The sequence below is a fragment of the Dyadobacter psychrophilus genome (assembly GCF_900167945.1).
GTDB lineage: Bacteria > Bacteroidota > Bacteroidia > Cytophagales > Spirosomataceae > Dyadobacter > Dyadobacter psychrophilus.
In genome coordinates this window covers 313,778-334,249 of sequence record NZ_FUZA01000001.1, presented here as the reverse complement: position 1 = coordinate 334,249, position 20,472 = coordinate 313,778, and the positions used below count along the sequence as shown (strand labels likewise).

Below are 20,472 nucleotides of genomic sequence, written 5' to 3'. Positions count from 1 at the left end.
CTGTCTGGTTTACAAATACCGTACCAATTCACTTGAAACCACGTTAAAGCAGAAAATTGAAGTTTTTAAGATGGTAATCCACACCCAAAGTGAGTAAATTAGGAAAGGAATCTTTCGGTTAATTGAATTCCAAGCTGATTGAATTCCTCAAATGTGCTTGGTTTTGTAATGAAACTATCCGCACCCGCTTCATAAGCCATTTCAATAAGTGAAGAATTGGACGACGTAGAGATCATTACAACAGGGACCGCCGAAAGCTCGGCATCTGCGCGGATCGCCGCAATGGTTTCAAGACCGTTCATTTTAGGCATATTCATGTCCATCAGGATCAGGGATGCCTGAAGCCCGGGTTGTTTTTTCATCACGGAAATCAGTTCGAGACCGTTTTCCACTTCAATAATTTCGGTGGAAGAATCGGCAGCTTCAATAGCCTGTCGCAGGAAGAAGCGGTCGTCCTGGTCATCATCCGCCAGATAGATGGTTTTGGGTTCCTTCATTTAAAGATTGTGAATCGCAAATATAATTTGAAATTGCACATTGCACATTTTTTGAACCGCTATTTCGATAAATCAAATGAAATTACAGGCAATTTCATTTGCCAGGCCTGCGATTTTTGTAAAGCTCGACTTTTACAAACATTTCAATAATGGTGGAAACTCCGAGTTTTTCGAAGATCCTGGATTTGTACGTGCTCACCGAGCTCCCTGTGATATTAAGCCGCGTTGCTATTTCCTTGGTCCATTTACCTTCCAGCAGCAAGTCCATGACCTCGAGCTCTCTTTGGGATAGATTTTCCAAGGGGTTTTCACTGATGGCATTGGCTTCAAAAGTGTGCCGCATGAGCTGCTGTTGCACAATGTCGCTTACGAATCGGCCGTTTTCCAGAACAGCCAGGATAGCTGTTTTCACCATTTGCTGTGGGGCATTTTTGGCAAGAAACCCGTTCGCTCCAGCTTTGAGGTAATGCATCGCATAAAGTGCCTCATCCATTCCTGAGAAGATCAGAATACACACTTTGGGCTGCAATTTTCTGATTTTTGGGATCATATTGAAACCTTCGCCGCCCGGAATGTCAATGTCCAGAATGATCAGGTCAAAGTGCGATGATGCTACGTGTGTGAGCGTCTCGTGAAAATTTGATGCCTCCAAAACGCTAGCCGAATCGATCAGGTCATTGATTAGAAAACGGGTCGCCAGTCTGACAATGGAGTGGTCTTCGACAAGTAATATTTGTTTCATTCTTGGCGTCAGGTCTTTTTCGAGGCATGAGTTTGCATCCCTTATCAATAGCAAATTTAATAAGATAGGACATCAATGTCGTTATTATTATAGAATATTTGTAGAATTTATTCTTAATTTTTAAACCTCATTTTTTGTATTTGCCTGATAATGAGCATAACGGTGTGCTTGATACGTATTTGAAAATTAAGCAGTAGATTTGGACATTAATTAACGTTGAGTAACACAAATATCCTTCCGACTTTGTCGGTGGGATATTTTTTTAGGAAAATGCGAGTCACTTGGCGATAACAACATCCAATCCTTTTTCGACAAGCTGCTTTTTTCTGGACGAATCCAGGTCCTGATCCGTAAAGAGGCTGTTAACCTGTGACAAGCTGCCAAATTTGATGTGGCTGTCCTTGCCAATCTTGGACGAGTCGCACAGTACAAAAACCTGTGAAGCGTTCTTAATAAAAGCAGACGTGATCGAAGATTCGTGCTCGCTGTGCGCGGTGAGGCCATTTTGTGCTGAAATTCCATCTATTCCAATAAATGCCTTATGCGCGTGATAACCACCTATGTGCTCGATGGCCTTGTGGCCGTGGACTGCTTTGCGCTGCTTGTCAATTTCGCCTCCGATCAGGTTCAGGCTTATTGAAGGGACATCGATCAACTCGGCCATAATGGGCAGGGAATTGGTAATAACCTTAATGCCATTCCGTTTTTTCAAATGCCTGCACATTTTGAAAACCGTACTGCCGCAGTCAAGAAAGATGATGTCGCCATCTGCCACATATTCGGCGGCGAGTTGCGCAATTTTTTCTTTGTTCTCTTCATTTGAGCCTGCTTTTGCCACGAAACTGGTCAAAACCGGATTCTCAATCTTCATCGCACCTCCGTGCGTTCGGAGGAGCAATCCTTCCTCGGCAATGTCGTGCAGGTCACGACGGATGGTAGCAGGCGACATTCCCAGTTTGTCCGACAATTCAAACACGGACAGGCTGCCGGATTCTTCAACCGCTGTCAGGATTTTTTTCTTTCGCTCTTGGAAATTCATTGTAAAGATTTACTTTTGATCAAAAATAATCAATTTTAATCAAAAATGATTGATCGCGTATGCGTTTTCATTCTTAAAGATCCAATATTAATCAAATGAAACGCAATTGTGCTTAATCAATTTCAATTCAATCAAATATTATCATGAAAGGTTTAATGATCCTTGTGGCCGGCCCATATCGTTCCGGAACGAATGATGATCCTGCGCTCATGCAGCAGAATTTATCCAAATTAGAATCAGTGACGCTCGATTTGTTTCGGGCTGGTCATTTGCCGGTTATTGGAGAATGGGTGGCGTTGCCCCTGCTGCATTTGGCTGGTTCAAAAGCGCCCGGCGACGCTCCTTATGAAGAGATCCTCTATCCGGTTGCTGAGCGTTTGCTGCACAAATGCGATGCGATCCTGCGTCTGGAAGGCGCTTCCAAGGGCGCAGATGAAGATGTGCGTATTGGCCGTGAACGTGGGCTGCGGATTTTTTACAACTTGTCGGAAGTTCCCAACTGCAATTGATCGGACTCTGTAACCTGGGAAGATTTGGGCGGCCTCGGTATAGCAATAAAAAACGTCGTTCCATCCGAAGGGACTGATTCAAACCAGATCTTCCCATCTTGCGCTGCCACAAATTCCTGGGTTAACAGCAAGCCCAGACCTACGCCTTTCTCATTTTTGGTGCCGTAGGTGGACTCAACATTCAGAGAAAAAATGACGGCCTGCCGTTCTGCCGAGATCCCGATTCCGTTGTCGCTAACCGTAATAATGCATTCACTACCCGACAGTTGAGATCCGATCCGCACCCTGCCGCCTTCAGGAGTGAATTTTATCGCATTACCAATGAGGTTTCGAAACACAACCTGCATCATTTCCCGGTCTGCAAAAATCTCGATCGTCGGGTCTGTGTCGTAAATGAGTTTAATGTTTTTCCGCACGGCGCTGCTTTTTTCGAGCGCGAGTGTGGTGTTCAGCAGCTCATCCAGGTTGAGCCGTTCCTTGTGCGCCGAAACACCATTAAGCTGGGATTTTGACCAGTTCAATAACTTCGACAGCAAAGCCATTGTATCGTTTGTGGCATTTAGCAGCTCCCTCTTGATATCCTGTCTTTCGGCTTCGTCCAGGTCGTACTCGGTCAGTAGTTCGAGGAAGTTCTGGATGCTGGCCAATGGCGCCCGCACGTCATGCGCGACGATGGACATTAGCTTGTTCTTTTCAGCATTAATCCTTTCCAACTCAACATTTTGTTTCAGGATCTGTTGATTTTTCTCGACTATAAACTGTGATTTTTCTAACGCAGACCTCTTTTCACTTTCATAGCTCCGCCGGATGTAATCGGTGCAAATGTAGGCCAGGATAGACACGACAACGTATGCGGACATGTGGTCAATGAATGCGCTATACCTGTCTATATATGTGTAAGGAACAGTTTCAGGACAGAAATACTCAACTGCATTCAATGTCACAACCACCAGGATATTGACCGGGATCCAGATTTTGTATTGGTTTGCCGGACTTATTCCAATGCTTAACAATAAAAATAGCAGGAAAAAGAGGTCCGTAGGGCCGCGCAGCCCGGAATTCAGGAAATAATTGAATATGAACAATATAAGTCCCACAATATTGGCAATCAGAATCGAGGTGCCAAACTGGTTGCGGAAGCGGGAAGTGTAATATAAGGATGCAGTTACCAGCAGCACGATCAGGCTGATCAAAGCTATTTTAGGTAACCCTATAAAGTAGTTAAATGGCACATTGTAACTCAGGGCAGCGAATGAGATTAGGCATACCGAATGAAATATCCGGGCATTCAGAGGGAATTCGGTAGGCGGCCCAGATAATTTAATCCAAAAATTGTAAAGCGTGGTTTTGAAACGCAAAACAGTCTCTATGTTTTAGGTCTAATGGAAGGTTAGGAACTCATTGTAAAGATCGCGAAATAATGGAACGTTCGATTAAATCAGTTAAGAAAAATCATATGTTTATCGAAATTCCAAATAAGGCCAGGCCATTTGATTAGATTTTATCTACGGTAACCTACCCGTTTGAGAAGGTTTAATATTTGGTTAAGATTCGTTTTAGTATTAAACTCGTCCCGTTATTCAGGCTTAATGCCATATAATGACTCGCCACACTTCATTTATGCGAAATCTTATACTTTACCGTGTTTTTGTCCGCTAAAACCTTTTAATATTCCTTAACCTCTTGTAAGAAAAAGTAATGAAACGTAGAGATGCAATCAAAGATTTATCTATGCTCCCGCTCGCTGGAAGTATCATGCTTCCTCAAAGGAAAGCAGCCGAAACTGTCTCAAGAAGCGCTGAGATAGCCGCCAGCAAGGAGATTTACCAGGCCATTGGGGTAGAGCCGATCATCAACTGCCGGGGAACATTTACCATTATTGGCGGTTCCATTGAGCGGCCGGAAGTGCGTGCTGCTATGGATGCTGCAGCACAGGTTTTTGTGCAATATGATGAGCTTGCCTTCGGCGCCGGAAAACGACTGGCTGAGCTCACCGGGGCGGAGTGGGGGCTGGTTTCTGCCGGTTGTGCAGCTGGTATGAAACACGTGACAGTTGCGTGTGTAACGGGCGGAAATCCGGAGAAGCTGATCCGAGTTCCGAATTTGGCCGGTTTTGATAAAACAGAAGTTATCATTCCAAGATATTCGCGTAACGTTTACGACCACGCGCTACGTAATGTCGGCGTAACATTGATCACGGTCGATTCCATTGAAGAGCTTTCCAATGCGATCAGCTCGCGCACGGCGATGATCTATCTCATGGCCGGGGACGAATCCATGAGCGGACCTATGTCCCTCGAAGCGATATCTAAATTAGCGAAGCCGAAAAATATTCCGGTCATGGTGGATGCGGCGGCAGAAGATCTTACTATTCCCAATGTCCATTTGAAAATGGGCGCGGATGTTGTGATTTACAGCGGTGGAAAAGCGTTGTGCGGACCACAATGTGCCGGATTGGTCTTAGGCAGAAAAGACCTTCTTATGTCGGCCTGGCAGGCAAGCGCCCCGCATCATGGCCCTGGACGTGATAATAAAGTGGGTAGGGAAGAAACCATGGGAATGGTCGCAGCGGTAGAAGCCTGGACTAAAAGGGACCATGCCGGCGAATGGAAAAGATGGCTTTCATGGCTGGATAATATTTCCAAAAAAGTGTCCACAATTGAATCCGTTAAGACAACGGTGGTTGAACCCAAGCAACTTTCAAACCGGACGCCGCAGTTACGGGTTTCCTGGGATCCTGCTAAACTGAACATTACAGGAGAGGAAATCGCGGAACTGTTTGGACGTACTAAACCCCGGATTGCTTTGGGTGGAGGAAGCCGGGATGGGGCCACATTTATATCCATCACAACAGGACAAATGCAGCCGGGTGACGATAAGGTCGTTTCGGATCGTTTATTTGAAGTTTTATCTCAAAAAAGAGCTCCGCAAAAAACCGATATGGCTGCCGCATCAGTTTCCCTCAAAGGTCATTGGGAGGCTAATGTTGAATTTTTCTCTTCAACCAGCAAACAAACGCTCATCATTGAGCAGGACGGCAACTGGCTGGAAGGTTCTCACAAAGGCGAGTTCAGTGTACGTGAATTGCAGGGAACCGTTGAAGGAAATGAGTTCAAAATGCGCAGCACCGACCGCCAGCCGGGTGACGCAATCACATTCATGTTCTCCGGGACTGTGAAAGATGATGTGATGACAGGCTCCATTTACATGGGCGAGTACATGACAGCAAAATTCACTGCCAAAAAGCTCAAATTCAAAATGAAGCGCGAAAAGATCATGATCCCGTCGGGTCCGCCGCTGGCAACATAGGAAAGCATTTTTAGCACAAAAGAGACCGTTCAGTTAAGGTAATCCTTCTGAACGGTCTCTTTTTATATTTGGAACAATGCTTTACTGAAAATAGGAAAGCGTATCATGCAATGAAATGTCTTCATGTGAAGCATCAAACACACATTCTCCATTTTTCACTACCAGTAATTGTGGCGACTCGTGCTGCACATTAAAGCTGTTCGCAATCGACATCGATTCGCTGCGGTTATTCACGACGTCCACAATATAAAGCGGTACATCTACATGGGGAACCGTATTGACATCCGATTTTAACTGACGATAGGCCATCAGGCTGGTCATACAGCGCGGGCTGTGTTTGTATATAATGGCGTACTCAGATGATTTGTAAATCTGCTCGACCTCTTCCGTGCTATTGATTGTAATCCAATTCATAAAGCTGCAATGAAATTTTAACTTTTATTCCGGCAATGTATTAACAACAACATTCACACCAATTTTCATTCCCGAACTTCAAAAAAAGCAGCCTAACTCGCTGGGGTTGTTGTATTTATTTTATAATAATATTTATTTAAACATTAATCTGCCCCTGTAAAGACATTAGTTCTGTCTATTGCTTTTCTTCAATACGGCAATTGATTATATTTAAATGTTGCATAAGAACAAAAGATTCTTTGTATTCCTCGCCGCAAGCAAAATTTCCCGGTAGCCGCACTGCCTTCAAGCAATCGCTATGATTTTCTGTCATAGTTGCATTAAATCCTGTAACCGAATGTCTCATTTCAACCACTAACACATTTTTCTATGGTACAGAAAATCAACCGCCGCAGTTTGCTGAAATCCGGTTTTGCGTCAATGGGTGCATTGGCAGTTGCGCCATTTTTAGCTGAGGGCGCCTTTGCCAGCACACCTATGCGGCTCGACAAGTCGAACCGTATCTTTTACAGTCCAATGGTAAGGGGACATTTTTTGGACAAAGAGCCTGACCTTGCGAAGATGGTTGCCAGGATCGGCTCCAATGAAAACCCTTATGGCCCGCCTCCAATGGCCAGGAAAGCAATTGCGGAATCCATTGAAAAAGGAAACCGTTATGCCCGCACCGAATTGAAAGCGCTTACGGATAAAATTGCTGCCAAGGAAGGCGTTGGTGGCGATTACATCATGTTGGGAAACGGATCAGGCGACCTGCTGGAAAAGACAGCGCTCGCCGTTTTCAAAGATGGCGGTAACCTGGTGTCGGCCGACCCGACTTATATGTCGCTGATCCGCGTGGCCGAATCCATTGGCGCAACCTGGAAACCTATTCCTTGCAAAGCGGATTGGTCGCACGACCTGGACGCGATGGAAAAGGCCATTGATAAAGATACGAAGCTGGTTTATATCTGTAATCCAAACAACCCGGTCGGTGCAGTAACTTCCACGAAAGCCCTGACTGATTTTTGTAGCCGCGTTTCAGAGAAAGTGCCCATTTTTATTGATGAGGCTTACATTGAACTTGTGGAGGGGGCGGATAACAAAAGCATGGTTTCGCTTTTAAAGGAAAATAGAAACGTCATTATCGCCAGGACTTTTTCAAAGATCATGGGAATGGCAGGACTGCGTGTAGGTTACATTACGGCGATGCCGGCTACATTGGATATGATTAAAAAGACGGCAAAAGGAGGTGGTTCAGGCATTGCGTGTACATCCGTTTACGCCGCTTCTGCGGCTATGGACGATGTGGAGTTTCAAAACAGCACCAGAAAGCTGAACACAGAAGCGAAAACGTATTTATACGAAAACCTGACAACGATGGGCTACAAATATGTGCCGTCTTATACCAATTTCGTCATCTTCCCCATCAATATGCCCGGAAAGGAATTTCTTAAAAAGATGGTTGACAAAGGCATTGTGGTGAAAGCCATGGACATCCAGGAGAAACCCTGGTGCCGTGTCAGCATAGGAACAAAGGATGAAATGAAGCTATTTGTCAGCGCATTGCAGGAAATGAGTTAGCATTTAGCACTTCAATATATTAGTAAAACGGACAGCCACCCAGCTGTCCGTTTTTTGTTTTGAAACATTGTGACTAATTGAAAAAATCGACGTCTAAATAGTAAGTGAAAAGAAGAATATAAACTTCAACTACTTTTTAACCACTTTGTAACTTTTCCCGTTGGCGGTAATCGTGTACAGGCCAGTTGGGAATTTGGTCATATCAAGCGTCATAGCATTCGAGTTTTGTCTGGAAATATGCAACCTTACTCCTGCAACACTAGTCACTTCGACCAGCCCCAGCACTTTTTCCGATTCAATACTTAGGACATCGGTTACCGGATTAGGGTAGGCCTTGATCGATTCATTTTCAGCAATTTTTGTGCTTACTGAGCGACTGTAAGTGAACTTGCCATCCAGATCCACCTGCCTGATGCGGTAGTAGTACGTGCCGGAGGGCAAAAATTCTTCCTGATATTCGTATGCGTTCGTATTTTTCGAATTGCCTGCCGCTTCAATCGTTTTAATGTTGGTAAAATAAACAGCATTGTTGCTGCGCTCCAACTCGAAATGCGACGCGTTCATTTCCTCCGAAGTTGCCCATTGGATCAAAGGACGACTGTTTCCAGTGTTGCGGACATTGAAATACTTCCATATAACCGGAAGCGATGAACCGGATACGTAAAGTCGAGGCGAGAAAATGGTGTTCTTGTTGGAATCTACGATTTTCAATTTGTAAAAACCTGTGCCCACTGTCCACTGCTGCGACGTGTTTTGCACCTGACTGCAATTGTCTGCATTCAGCCAGTTGTAAACAGATCCGCCCGGAATGCTTGGCCCAGTAAATGTAAGGTCTGTGCTTCCTGGTGCCTGTGTCGCGGTTACTTCTGCTGGCGGCAAGGCGGGGTAAGGTGTGGATTGACTCATGAAGTCGCTGGTAATCCTGTCATTCCAGAAGCCAGCCAGGGAAATGAGGCCGGAATAAACATTGCCATCAGGCGACGGCGTTACGCCGTCGCCGCGGAAATGGACCTCGTCGCTGCGATACTGAATGCTGTAATAAGGATCAGTTTCAGGACCCTGATAAACATGGGCATAGGTTCCGTCGTTGTTAATTAACTCATTCTGAGCTGCTATGACATTGGCCGAAGTTCTGGTTGCACCATCAAAAGTGAACCGCGATGCCCTGGCCACAACCCACGCCAAATTGCTTTTGCCCGAAAGGTTACGGCTCGCATTGATCACTTCCCAAAGCTTATCCCGATAGCGGTCTTTGGGGTTGACTGTCAGTGAGCTTTCAATGAAATTATCGGTTTCGCCCTGATGCCAGAGCACGGCGCGAATGCCAAGCTGGGCTATGTAATTATTTAACGCAAGTCTGAGATGCCCGAAGGGTAGGCCTCTCGGAAAGGTGTAGCCGAAAGGCCCTGTTGTCACAGCGTTCGGATCAATGGTTTGCCGCCATTCTTCAATGCCCGTGCTCGACCATCCTGCGTTGAAAATCATCACCGGTACACGGTATTTTTCATAGATTTTGTCCCCAAATGAGCCCCAGCACCAGGCGTAGTTTCCGAATGGAGCTGTTTTGGTGCCCGCATCGAGATGTACAAATTCAGGGCACGGCAGCTGCACATTGTTGTATTCCGCGATCAATCCGCCACTGACATTTTGAAAATTTACGCTATTGATCTGATCATTCGCAGCACCGGGACCGTTGGGATTTGCATCGCCACCCGTCGCATTGGACTGGCCGGCAACAACGAAGATTTCGCCGACGCCCACACGTTCCACGCTGGCAAGTTTGGGTTCGCTTCCATTTTTGATCCCGCGCACTTCCAGTTTGTACCAGCCGCCTTTGATTGTCATCATGCCATAGAAGTGCCCTCCGTTTGGAGTTGCGTCAATAATTGTCCAGCCACCACCGATAGGTGCAGCTTCTCCTTCACCTGAAACACGCGGAATAAAGCGAGCCTCAATCTGCTGAAAAGGTTCTGTGATAAACCCTCCTATATATACGTTGGCCTGGTTAGCATTGTTTCGCTGAAAAACAGCCCTTTCGGTAGGAAAAGTTACGGTAACCTGTGCGAAGCATAATTTGGAAATAAATAGAAGAAGGAGGAAAAAAACTTGAAGTAGATTTTTATTCATAGAGTAATTGTTGTTTGGGGTTTACTGTTAATAATCACAAAATTTTATAATCGACTGGGCTAATGTGAATTAACTCGCCGGGATGATTTTTGCCAGTCTATAAGGGTTATAACCTATTTGGAATGAAAAAATATCTGGACGGAAATTACTGAATGATCATGTAATTCTGCGCGATCTGTAATATTATTTATTTATCGGGTTGTAGTTTACGAGGCTTTTTTCTGGTTGCCGAATTAAATCATAATCCGCTACTTTTGTTGAATGGCAAACATGATCCCGCAGAATTTGAGAGAAATTATGGTCCATAACTTCCAGGAAGTGCAAAACGACCTGGCGAAGGACCATGCACCCGTTGTTAAATTACATTCGAAGTATGGCAGGGCGATCTGGCTGCTTTCGGAACTGGACGCGACCAACAATATTGCGTTCGGGCTATGTGATCTGGGTCAGGAGAAGCCCGAACTAAGTTACGTTTCCATCACCGATCTCGAAAGCATCAGGCATGCACGGCTGAAAGTCCCCATGGTAGAAATCGATCCCGCCTTCGACGGCAAATATCCAATGAGTGTATATCTGGAAGCCGCCAAATTGAATAAGCGGGTGACCGAGGATGAAGCGTTGCTAAAAGCGGCTACTCGCAAACTTTCATTGTAAGATCTCCCTCCACTCCAGTTTTTCTTGTCCTAGTTCAATGTTTTGGCCTTTGAGGTGGTGGTATCTTTGTATCAACAAAAAACAAAGACAACTAAACTTTTGGAAAACATGGAAAATAAAATCAACGGGATACACCACATAACTGCCATTGCTAGCGACCCTAAAAAAAATTACGACTTCTATACAAGGGTTCTCGGTTTGAGGATGGTGAAAAAAACCGTCAATTTTGACGACCCGAATACATATCACTTTTATTACGGCGACAGAGAGGGAACGCCTGGTACAATCCTGACATTCTTTCCATGGGGCAGCCAAATTCCTGCCGGACGCAGGGGAACCCGCCAGGTTACTGAGATAGGCTATTCTGTTCCCGAAGGCAGTCTTGATTTTTGGTTAAAAAGATTGGATGCCAATCACGTAACTTATAACAAGGTGGCTGAAAAATTCGGTGAGCAATATCTGACATTCCTGGATCCTGATGGTCTGAAATTCGAGCTTACTGTTCCCAAAACAGTTGATAACAGAACGCCTTATGAAACTTCGGAAGTGACTGCCGAAAACGCCACACGCGGGTTTCACAGCATTACGATTACCAGCAATAAAATTGAAGAAACTGCCAAAATCCTGACGGACATTTTCGGATACAAATTACTGGAACAACACGTGAACCGCTTCCGCTTTGTGACCGATGCGGTTGAAAATGCAGCGATCGTTGACCTGGTTGAAGTGCCTGGCGAAAGAGCCGGTCATGTAGCGGGCGGATCTGTTCACCACGTTGCTTTCCGGGTTGCTAATGATGACATTTTGATGGAATTCCGCAAAAAAGTCATTGAAGCCGGACATCAGATCACGGATAAAATTGACAGAAATTATTTCTATTCACTCTATTTCCGTGAACCGGGCGGCGTATTGTTTGAAATTGCGAGCGATAATCCTGGATTTGCGACAGATGAAACGGTTGAGGAGCTGGGAACAGGCCTGCAACTTCCACCTCAATATGAACCCCGCAGGGCTCAAATCGAAAGTGTGCTCCCTAAATTGGTTTAAGGGAAACCATGCTCATTAGCCGGTTTGTGGCAGCTTGTTCACAGCCGGCTAATTTTCAAACTTTCTAATTCAAATATTATGTATACGCATAGCAAACAAATTGTAAAAGACGGAGCGGCGATTGGAGAAGCCAAAAAAGCCATTGTCATGTTGCATGGCCGGGGCGGGTCAGCGGAAGATATTATTTCGTTGAAACGTGTCCTTAATATCAATGATATGGCCATTTATGCACCGAAAGCAAGCAATAACAGTTGGTATCCTTACAGCTTTATGGCCCCTGCAAATCAAAACCAGCCTGCACTGAATTCTGCATTGGACATTGTTGGTCAGGTGGTTAAGGATATTGAAGCAGCGGGCATACTAGCCGAAAACATATATTTTGCAGGGTTTTCGCAGGGTGCATGTCTTACATTGGAATACACTGCCAGAAATGCGAAGCGCTATGGCGGGATCATTGCATTTACAGGTGGACTAATCGGAGAGGAGATTGCGGAGGAAAATTATGGCGGCGATTTTGACGAGACCCCTATATTTATTGCCACGGGTGATCCGGATCCGCATGTTCCGGTTTCGAGGGTGAAGGAAAGCATTGCAATTCTGGAACGGATGAATGCTTTTGTAACATTCGCGGTTTATCCCGGACGTCAGCATACAATTTCATCGCCGGAAATTCAGTTGGCCAACAAGAATATTTTAAGCGCATAAGTTTCAGCAGAAACTAAATAAGGAAGTCATGAAAAACAATATTTTGCATACAGCCGACTCCCGTTTCGTGGCGGATCATGGCTGGCTGAAAAGCGCCCAGACATTCAGCTTTCATGATCATTACGACCCGCAAAGAATTCAGTTTGGGGCTTTGCGCGTTTTGAATGATGATATCGTGCATGGTGGAAAAGGTTTCGGCCGACATCCTCACGACAATATGGAAATTATTTCAATTCCGTTGGAAGGCACACTGGAACATCAGGATAGCATGGGCAATGTTGCGGTTATTGAGCCGGGCGAAATACAGGCTATGAGTGCCGGGACAGGCATTTACCATACGGAATTTAACAAAGATCCTGATCAGCCTGTAACTTTTCTGCAGATCTGGCTTTATCCGGATAAATTGAATGTTACACCCCGCTACGACCAGCTCGACTATAGTAAAGGCGACATGCACAACAAATTCCTGCAAATCCTTTCACCGGACCCGAAAGATGAAGGCGTATGGATTCAGCAACAGGCGTGGTTTCATATTGGGAAATTGGACAAGGATTTTGACACCAATCATTCCCTGAAACGGGCAGGTAACGGACTTTATGTGTTTGTAGTAAAAGGGAATATCATTGTCAATGATCAGGCATTGGGGCAGAGAGATGGCTATGGTTTTTGGCCCGATTCAGATGTGAAATTTGCAGCCACCAGTGATGCAGAAGTGCTTTTGATGGAAGTTCCTGAAAAGTGGTAAAGTATATGAAGCCAATCGGCGGATGATAGAAGCTAAACCCCAGTAATATGGCAAATGTAAATATTCTCGTTCTGGCCGATCATGCGGAAATCCTGGAAACCATCATTCGGCTGATCAATAAAAACGAGGGATGGAACGGCACGGGAGCGGCCAGTTATGACGAAGCGCGGGAAGCTTTGAAGATAAATAAATTTGATTTAGTACTTTTAGGCGTTGGCGTCGATGATGAAGCAGAGTCGCAGATTTTGCGCTTGTGCGAGTCAATTGCACCTAAAACGGTCTGCATGCGACATTATGGAGGAGGAAGTGGTCTGCTTTCCTCGGAAATCCAGCATGCGCTCGCGCAACGGTAACCTGAACATATTGAAGCATGTTTGAAAAAATTAATAATTATGCATTACGGTGCATGATGTTCGCTCCTGAGGATCTGGAATATTTTGATTCACTGCTTCAATTTAAAAAATACCCTAAAAAGAGCTTCTTGTTGCAGGAAGGCGAGATTTGTCAGTTTGAAGCTTACATCCTGAAAGGCTGTATCAGAACATATCACATCGACCATTCGGGAGCGGAAGTTACATTGCAGTTTGCAGTGGAAGACTGGTGGGTCAGCGACATTACCAGCTTTCAGAACCAAACCCCGGGACTGGTTTACATCGAAACACTGGAAGATTGTGAGCTCCTTATTCTTACACCGGAAACCAAAGAAAAACTATTGGTAAAAGTACCGGGCTTCGAACGAATGTTCCGGTTAATGGTGCAGCGAAACCTTGCCCAATTGCAGGAAAGGCTTTTTCGCACCATTTCCACAACGGCCGTAGAAAAATATCTGGATTTTCTTAACCGTTACCCCGCCATTCCACAACGTGTTGCTCAGCATTACATCGCCTCATATCTGGGTTTCTCGCCCGAATTTCTTAGTAAAGTGCGCAAAAAGCTGAGTGAAAAATAACCTGCTGTTGCACCTGTACACGGGTGCTGGCGCCTATACGGCGTAAAAACATCCACAAATTTTATATAAATTCTTGTTTTAGGCATACGTGGCACGTTGGAACAATAATTTTTGTAACACTTTCATAACCAAATAAATAAGAATCATGGCAAGTAATTCAGAAGTAGTAGACATACTTAATGATTTGATCCTTATTAATAACGACCGTATTGAAGGATATAAAAAGGCAAGTGACGAAACGGATGGTTCAGATACAGATCTGAGATCGCTATACTCAAATCTGGCAGACCACAGCCGAAGCATCGTTTCAGAACTGAGCAGTGAAGTATCAGCGCTAGGCGGAGAGCCGGCAACTGGCACAATGGTGTCAGGAAAATTATATAGAACCTGGATGGACGTGAAGTCAGCATTCAGCAGTGATGGCAGAAAAACATCGCTTGAAAATTCCGAGTTTGGTGAAGACGCTGCGCAAAAAGCATATGAGACAGCTTTGCAGTCGGATGAGCTGACCGCGGATTTGAGATCATTAATTACAAAACAAAAAGCTACATTAAGGGAAGGCCACGATACGATCAAACGTTTACGTGACTCTGCAAGAGTAGCACATTAAGTTATTCATCATCAATGAACTAAGGTAAAGGGCTGGCATTCGTCGGCCCTTTATTTTTGTTTCGGCATAAAATCGGCCATGAAGCGCATTCATGGCCGATTTTATGTTACTGCCTGTCTACAAACGCACTTTGTCGATCATTGCGGTTATTGATCTGTATCCGCCCTGGTCATCTTTTTCCAGCCTTTCAGATGCTTTAATATTGTTGAAAGACACTTTCAATCCTATTAGCATGAAAAACATCTACGCATTATTGTGCATGCTACTGCTGCCGGTCTCTCTCGTATTTTCACAGCGGACTGTAACCGGCACAGTCACAGCTTCCGAGGACGGAACAACACTGGCAGGTGTGAACATTAAAATCCGCGGCGCAAACACCGGAACGCAAACCGATGTGAACGGCTCTTTCGCCATTCCAGTACAAGCCGACTCTACCGTGCTTGTGCTCAGTTACATTGGTTTTGAAACGCAGGAGGTTGTGATCGGCAGGCGGTCTCAGGTTAACATTGCACTGGTTCAAGACACGAGGCAACTGGGTGAAGTGGTGGTTACCGCGCTCGGGATCAAGCGCGAGGAACGTTCTATTGGATTTGCCTCCCAAAAAATCGATGGCTCGGAGTTGAGCAGCGTTCGGGAGACAAACCTAGTCAATTCGCTTTCGGGGAAGCTCGCGGGTGTCCAGGTTTCGGGCAGTTCGGGCGCTATGGGTGGTTCTGCGAAAATTAATATTCGCGGTGCAACCTCGCTTTTTGGAAACAATAATCCCTTATTTATTGTAGACGGGATGCCCATGGAAAACCGGAACACCAATTCGCTGGAGCAGCAGCGGGGAGCGGGCGGCTATGACTATGGAAATTCAATACAAGATCTTAATCCGTCGGATATTGAGAATGTTACTGTGCTGAAAGGCGCTGCCGCCACTGCGCTTTATGGAAGTAGGGGCTCAAATGGTGTCATTGTGATCACAACAAAAAAAGGAGGCAAGACCAAAAAGCCGACCCTTACTTACGCATTTGGTTACAATGTTGATAAAGTGTACATCCTTCCAAAATATCAGAATAAATACGGGGGCGGTTACAAATTTGAAAAGCTCTATTATGCCGAACATCCCGAGGCTTTCCCTGACGATCGGAAGGGAAGTTATGACGACGGGGACGGAAAAGGAAGGTATGACCTCTTGCCTGAGTATGCAACAGATGAGTCATGGGGGCCAAAGTTTGAAGGGCAGCTTTACCGGCCCTATTGGAGCTGGGATAAGGATAAAGAAAATCCTGATTTCGGAAAAGTTGTGCCCTGGACGGCAAAGCCCGACAACATCAGAAATTTCTTCGAGACCGGAGCAACATTCAATCATAATGTTTCGCTCGACGGCGCTTATGAAAAAGGCTCTTACCGGATCTCGTATTCCAATCTGGATCAAAAATATATCCTGCCTAACGCCAGGCTTAACAGGCATAATGCAAGCATTAACGGGTCGTTCGAAGCCATTAAAAACCTGACCATTTCAGGCTCTGCCAATTTTGTAACACATAGTGCCAAAGGCAGGCCCGGCACTGGTTATACCGACGACGGTTCCAATGTAATGATGCAGTTTACACAATGGGGGCAGCGACAAGTGGATTTTGAAAAGGCAAAACAGTATGCTTTATCAGACGGCACACAGCTCACCTGGAACCGCACTTCGTGGTCGGACCCGACACCAAAATATTCAAACAATCCATATTGGGTGAGACACAAAAACTATCAGAATGATGGACGTACGCGCTTTTTTGGAAATATGACCGCGTCGTACAAATTTTCCGATGCGTTGAGTGCGGAGGTAAAATATATGACCGATACCTATTTTGAAAGCCAGGAAGAGCGTATTGCCATCGGCTCTCAAATCATTCCTTTGTATTGGCTGAGCAAATACAGCCACCTCGAAAACAACATTCAGGGATTGATTTCTTACAACAAAACGCTGGGCAAACAGTTTTCGCTGACAGCCAATTTGGGTGTAAATCAAATGACCAGGAACGGAACGACGCTTATTTCCAAAACCATTGACGGGCTGAGTTCAGATGTTTTCAATCTCCAGGCTTCCGTAGGGCGTCCGGATATTTTGGACAGGAAGACTAAAAAACGAATTAACTCTATTTTTGCCAGTTCGTCATTAGGTTATAAAGATCAACTCTATCTGGATCTTGGCGCGAGAAATGACTGGTCTTCCACATTGCCGATCAACAATAATTCCTATTTCTATCCGTCTGGCTCGTTATCCTGGGTTGCCTCGCAACTGGTTGATGCCAGCTGGCTCAATTTCCTGAAATTCCGTGCTGCGCTTGCCCAGGTGGGTAACGATACGGACCCGTATAACACCATGCTCGCGTACGAGCTGAGCCAGCCTTTTGGTTCAGATTCGAAAGTTTCTTACCCCAACACATTGCCGAATCCCGACTTGAAGCCGGAAATTACGTCTGAGTATGAGTTTGGTGCAGAATTTAAAGTTTTCAACAACCGTCTCGGTCTGAATGCTTCCTACTACAACAGAAGAACAAAGAACCAAATCATTCCATTAAGCCAATCCGCAGCGACCGGTGCCACATTTAAATACATCAATGCCGGACTTGTGGCTAACAAGGGCGTGGAACTGAGCCTTAATGCAACGCCTGTAACCTCGGAAAACTTCAATTGGGACATTACATTAAACTGGGCCAAAAACAACAACAAAATTGTAAAACTGATGCCCGATCAGAAAATTATGCTTTTGACCAGCGCTTCCTTCGCGGTGCAGTTGCAGGCGAGGGAAGGAGAATCATTCGGTTCCATTGTGGGATATGATTTTGTGTATGACGACAAAGGCAGGAAGGTGGTGGATGAAAAGGGAATTTATCTGCGCTCACAAGATCAGGAAGTTCTGGGATCTGTATTGCCCTCCTTTACGGGCGGTGTGATCAATGCATTTCGTTACAAAGCATTCAGCTTGTCTGCGCTGGTTGATTTCCAAAAAGGAGGGAGCTTCTTCTCAACAACGCAGATGTTTGGACGGGAAACGGGCATTCTGGAAGAAACCGCGGCTGGCAACATTCGGGAAGAGGGCATCGTGGCAGAGGGAGTCCGAGCGGATGGAACGCCCAATACGATGGCGATCCCGGCGCGTGACCATTTCAGCAGCAATGGCAACGGGGGCTATAATATCAATGCGATCGACGTCATCGACGCCAGTTTCGTTTATCTGCGCGAAGTTAATTTCGGTTACAATCTGCCTGCTGGCCTTATTTCAAAAACACCGTTCAGCAGGGTCAGGCTTGCTTTGGTTGGACGAAATCTCTGGCTGATGAAATCAAATTCCAAGCATGTCGATCCCAGTAACATTACCAATTCCGTGAGCAACTGGCAGGGGCTTGAAGGCGGAGCGCTTCCCTCGATACGATCAATGGGTGTTAATGTAACCTTCGGATTTTAAACTGATTAGAGACCATGAAAATATTTAAAAATATAATCTTGACCTGTATTATATCTGCTGCTTTTTCCTGCACAGATGGATTTGAAGAAATGAATAAGGACCCTAACGGCGCAGAAGTCGCAACACCTTCGCAGCTGTTGACCAATGCACAATATAATATGGCCACCAACATTGCCGATGAGTGGAATGGAGCAAGGTTCGGTATGTATTACGCGCAGTATTGGTCGGCGACTTACTACGCAGAGGAGAGTCGTTACCAAATCCGTGAATCGAGTAACCAGAATATGTGGGACGGTTTCTATGCGGATGTTTTAAGCCAGTTAAAGCAAGCGCAAAGACTGGAGCAGGAAGCCAAAAAGCCCGGTTTTGAAAACCGTATCGCGATCTCGGAGATTATTAAGGCTTATGCTTATCATTTTCTGTCCGACATTTATGGAGGCCCGATCCCTTATAAAGAAGCGCTTGATCCTGGGGACGTAACGCCGCAGTATGACACGGGTGAAGCGGTTTACGCCGGGTTACTCAACACTTTGGAAGCACAGGTCAAAGTTTTGGACGTGTCAAAACCGGGATATGCTTCGGGGGAAATCATTTATCATGGGGATGTCGCTTTATGGAAGAAATTTGCTAATTCGCTGCGGTTACGCATCGCCTTAAGAATGGCCGATGTGAAAACCGCAGAGGCAACGACAGCCATTAAAAGTGCATTGGATCCTGCAAATGGCGGCATCATCGCAACACAGGAAGAAAGCGCGCTTTTTAACTGGCTGCCTGCTACACCAAATAACAACCCTATCAACGAGAGTTTCAAGAACCGTGTTGATTTTTCAATGTCAAAAACTTTCATTGATTATTTGAAATTATACAGCGATCCGCGGCTCCCCGTATTCGCATTGCCGTTAATAAATTCCAACAACTTTGTCGGTGAAGTATACGGGCTCGAAAACGGCAATGGAAGTTCCAATGGCAACCGTACATTGGTAAGCCTGCCTTCCACTTATGCCACTGGCGCCCAGGCTCCGACTGTGTGGATGGATTTGGCAGAAGTCAAATTTATTCAGGCGGAAATCCTCGCGAGAGGGTTGAATGTTGGCCTAAAAGGGACAGCCGAGCAATATTATAAGGAAGGGATCACTGCATCAATGCGTTTTGCGGGCGTCATGGACGGGCCCATTAATGATTACCTCAAGAAAGTGCCTTACCAGCCTGCTAAATGGAAGGATTGCATTGGATCACAAAAATGGATCGCCATGTATACGCAGGGAATGCAGGCCTGGCTCGAACGCTTGCGCCTTGATTTTAAGGACCCTTACACCGGCAAAGCCATCTTTACTGCGCCCGCAGACGGCTCGTTGGACGATGATGTTACGGAAGTTCCCACGCGGATGAGCTACCCGCTTACCGAAGCGTCACTGAATGGCGCGCATTATCGTACAGCGCTTGACAAGATTGGCGGCACGAATACTAAGTCGGCTAAGAATTGGTGGGATAAATATTAGTTATCCAGCTTCCGATTCTTTTGATTTGGAAGCTGGATAATTTTTTGGAACATAATTCAATGTTCAATATGAAAACCCTCATCTACGCCTGTATGGCGATCAATGTCGGCGCTGCCGTATTTTTGCTGTTTTCAATTTTCAGCAGCGGCCAGGACTCTGCCGGGAAAGCGATGGTGTTCCTGCCCATTCTATTGCTATTAGGCTGTGCTGTCGCTTCCTATTTTCTGATGAACAACGGGCACGAGACCTGGGCATTGGTAACCAGTGGATTTCCGGTGATTATCATCGGGTATCTGGCATTTATATCATTTACCTGATTAATCCTTTCGCTGGGGTTTTTTTGTCAAACTGTCGTCGTGCTTGCGACTGGTCGAGTCTGCATTCAGGTTAGATTGATTGGTTGGATAACCCAGGCTGTCGTCCTGGTTGTCCTCTCCAACACCCGTAGCAGCCCTGCTTTCTGCGCCACTGCTGTCGTTCGGTGTTGTTTCTGACTTGCTGCCCGAACCTTCGCTTCCTTTTTCCGAATCATTTACTGTTCCGCAAGAGAATAGCGTGACACATAAGGCCAGCGCAAACATCGCGCATATTGATTTCAATGGTTTCATAACGATTATTTGG

The 20,472-nt window shown here is 45.6% G+C and carries 20 protein-coding genes; 13 read left to right on the top strand and 7 right to left on the bottom strand.

Annotated elements, in window-relative coordinates:
* Positions 1-98: 98 nt before the first annotated feature.
* The 3 genes from B5X68_RS01550 to B5X68_RS01540 all read right to left on the bottom strand — a co-directional run bounded on the left by B5X68_RS01550 (position 99) and on the right by B5X68_RS01540 (position 2,278).
* Positions 99-497 (bottom strand): response regulator, encoded by a 399-nt coding sequence (locus B5X68_RS01550; protein ID WP_082212915.1) that lies wholly within the window; start codon positions 495-497, stop codon positions 99-101.
* A 94-nt stretch (positions 498-591) separates the two neighbouring features.
* The gene (locus tag B5X68_RS01545; protein WP_082213936.1) at positions 592-1,239 is read right to left on the bottom strand and encodes a response regulator; all 648 of its coding nucleotides are present in this window, start codon (positions 1,237-1,239) and stop codon (positions 592-594) included.
* A gap of 277 nt (positions 1,240-1,516) precedes the next feature.
* A complete protein-coding gene (locus B5X68_RS01540; RefSeq protein WP_082212914.1) occupies positions 1,517-2,278 on the bottom strand; it encodes a DeoR/GlpR family DNA-binding transcription regulator in 762 nt (253 codons plus the stop codon).
* 143 nt (positions 2,279-2,421) lie between these two features.
* On the opposite strand from B5X68_RS01540, the gene B5X68_RS01535 reads away from it, so the two are divergent.
* The gene (locus B5X68_RS01535) at positions 2,422-2,787 is read left to right on the top strand and encodes a DUF4406 domain-containing protein (protein WP_082212913.1); all 366 of its coding nucleotides are present in this window, start codon (positions 2,422-2,424) and stop codon (positions 2,785-2,787) included.
* Here B5X68_RS01535 and B5X68_RS01530 read toward each other — a convergent pair.
* Positions 2,754-3,980, bottom strand: coding sequence for a sensor histidine kinase (locus B5X68_RS01530; protein WP_229208248.1), 1,227 nt, complete (start codon positions 3,978-3,980; stop codon positions 2,754-2,756). The two genes, B5X68_RS01535 and B5X68_RS01530, sit on opposite strands and share 34 nt — an antisense overlap.
* A 505-nt stretch (positions 3,981-4,485) precedes the next feature.
* Between B5X68_RS01530 and B5X68_RS01525 the strand changes: the two genes are divergently transcribed.
* Positions 4,486-6,096 (top strand): aminotransferase class V-fold PLP-dependent enzyme, encoded by a 1,611-nt coding sequence (locus tag B5X68_RS01525; RefSeq protein WP_082212911.1) that lies wholly within the window; start codon positions 4,486-4,488, stop codon positions 6,094-6,096.
* Positions 6,097-6,177: 81 nt separating this feature from the next.
* Here the strand turns inward: B5X68_RS01525 and ytxJ are convergent, their stop codons facing one another.
* On the bottom strand, positions 6,178-6,510 hold the full coding sequence (gene ytxJ, locus B5X68_RS01520) for a bacillithiol system redox-active protein YtxJ (RefSeq protein ID WP_082212910.1): 333 nt from the start codon (positions 6,508-6,510) through the stop codon (positions 6,178-6,180).
* Between the two features lie 369 nt (positions 6,511-6,879).
* Between ytxJ and B5X68_RS01515 the strand changes: the two genes are divergently transcribed.
* Positions 6,880-8,070, top strand: coding sequence for a pyridoxal phosphate-dependent aminotransferase (locus B5X68_RS01515; RefSeq protein ID WP_082212909.1), 1,191 nt, complete (start codon positions 6,880-6,882; stop codon positions 8,068-8,070).
* 129 nt (positions 8,071-8,199) lie between these two features.
* Here B5X68_RS01515 and B5X68_RS01510 read toward each other — a convergent pair whose 3' ends face one another.
* Positions 8,200-10,197 carry a T9SS type A sorting domain-containing protein gene (locus B5X68_RS01510; protein ID WP_082212908.1) on the bottom strand — a complete coding sequence of 666 codons (1,998 nt, stop codon included), beginning with the start codon at positions 10,195-10,197 and terminating at the stop codon, positions 8,200-8,202.
* A gap of 261 nt (positions 10,198-10,458) precedes the next feature.
* Here B5X68_RS01510 and B5X68_RS01505 point away from each other — a divergent pair, with 261 nt between their 5' ends.
* The 10 genes from B5X68_RS01505 to B5X68_RS01460 all read left to right on the top strand — a co-directional run bounded on the left by B5X68_RS01505 (position 10,459) and on the right by B5X68_RS01460 (position 20,168).
* Entirely contained in the window at positions 10,459-10,851 is a 393-nt protein-coding gene (locus B5X68_RS01505; protein ID WP_082212907.1) for a DUF2958 domain-containing protein, read from the top strand.
* Between the two features lie 108 nt (positions 10,852-10,959).
* A complete protein-coding gene (locus B5X68_RS01500; protein ID WP_082213935.1) occupies positions 10,960-11,898 on the top strand; it encodes a ring-cleaving dioxygenase in 939 nt (312 codons plus the stop codon).
* A gap of 78 nt (positions 11,899-11,976) precedes the next feature.
* Positions 11,977-12,603 (top strand): alpha/beta hydrolase, encoded by a 627-nt coding sequence (locus tag B5X68_RS01495; RefSeq protein WP_082212906.1) that lies wholly within the window; start codon positions 11,977-11,979, stop codon positions 12,601-12,603.
* Positions 12,604-12,631: 28 nt separating this feature from the next.
* On the top strand, positions 12,632-13,348 hold the full coding sequence (locus B5X68_RS01490) for a pirin family protein (protein ID WP_082212905.1): 717 nt from the start codon (positions 12,632-12,634) through the stop codon (positions 13,346-13,348).
* Between the two features lie 47 nt (positions 13,349-13,395).
* Entirely contained in the window at positions 13,396-13,701 is a 306-nt protein-coding gene (locus B5X68_RS01485; protein ID WP_082212904.1) for a response regulator, read from the top strand.
* 17 nt (positions 13,702-13,718) lie between these two features.
* A complete protein-coding gene (locus B5X68_RS01480) occupies positions 13,719-14,297 on the top strand; it encodes a Crp/Fnr family transcriptional regulator (protein ID WP_082212903.1) in 579 nt (192 codons plus the stop codon).
* A 145-nt stretch (positions 14,298-14,442) separates the two neighbouring features.
* Positions 14,443-14,907, top strand: a complete 465-nt coding sequence (locus B5X68_RS01475) for a PA2169 family four-helix-bundle protein (protein ID WP_082212902.1) — start codon at positions 14,443-14,445, stop codon at positions 14,905-14,907.
* Positions 14,908-15,139: 232 nt separating this feature from the next.
* Positions 15,140-18,352 carry a SusC/RagA family TonB-linked outer membrane protein gene (locus B5X68_RS01470; RefSeq protein WP_170916554.1) on the top strand — a complete coding sequence of 1,071 codons (3,213 nt, stop codon included), beginning with the start codon at positions 15,140-15,142 and terminating at the stop codon, positions 18,350-18,352.
* Between the two features lie 38 nt (positions 18,353-18,390).
* Entirely contained in the window at positions 18,391-19,851 is a 1,461-nt protein-coding gene (locus B5X68_RS01465; RefSeq protein WP_170916553.1) for a SusD/RagB family nutrient-binding outer membrane lipoprotein, read from the top strand.
* A 68-nt stretch (positions 19,852-19,919) separates the two neighbouring features.
* Complete coding sequence (locus B5X68_RS01460) at positions 19,920-20,168, top strand: hypothetical protein (RefSeq protein WP_141110160.1); 249 nt, start codon at positions 19,920-19,922, stop codon at positions 20,166-20,168.
* On the opposite strand, the gene B5X68_RS01455 is transcribed toward B5X68_RS01460, so the two are convergent.
* Positions 20,169-20,459, bottom strand: coding sequence for a hypothetical protein (locus B5X68_RS01455; protein WP_141110159.1), 291 nt, complete (start codon positions 20,457-20,459; stop codon positions 20,169-20,171).
* Positions 20,460-20,472 lie beyond the last annotated feature (13 nt).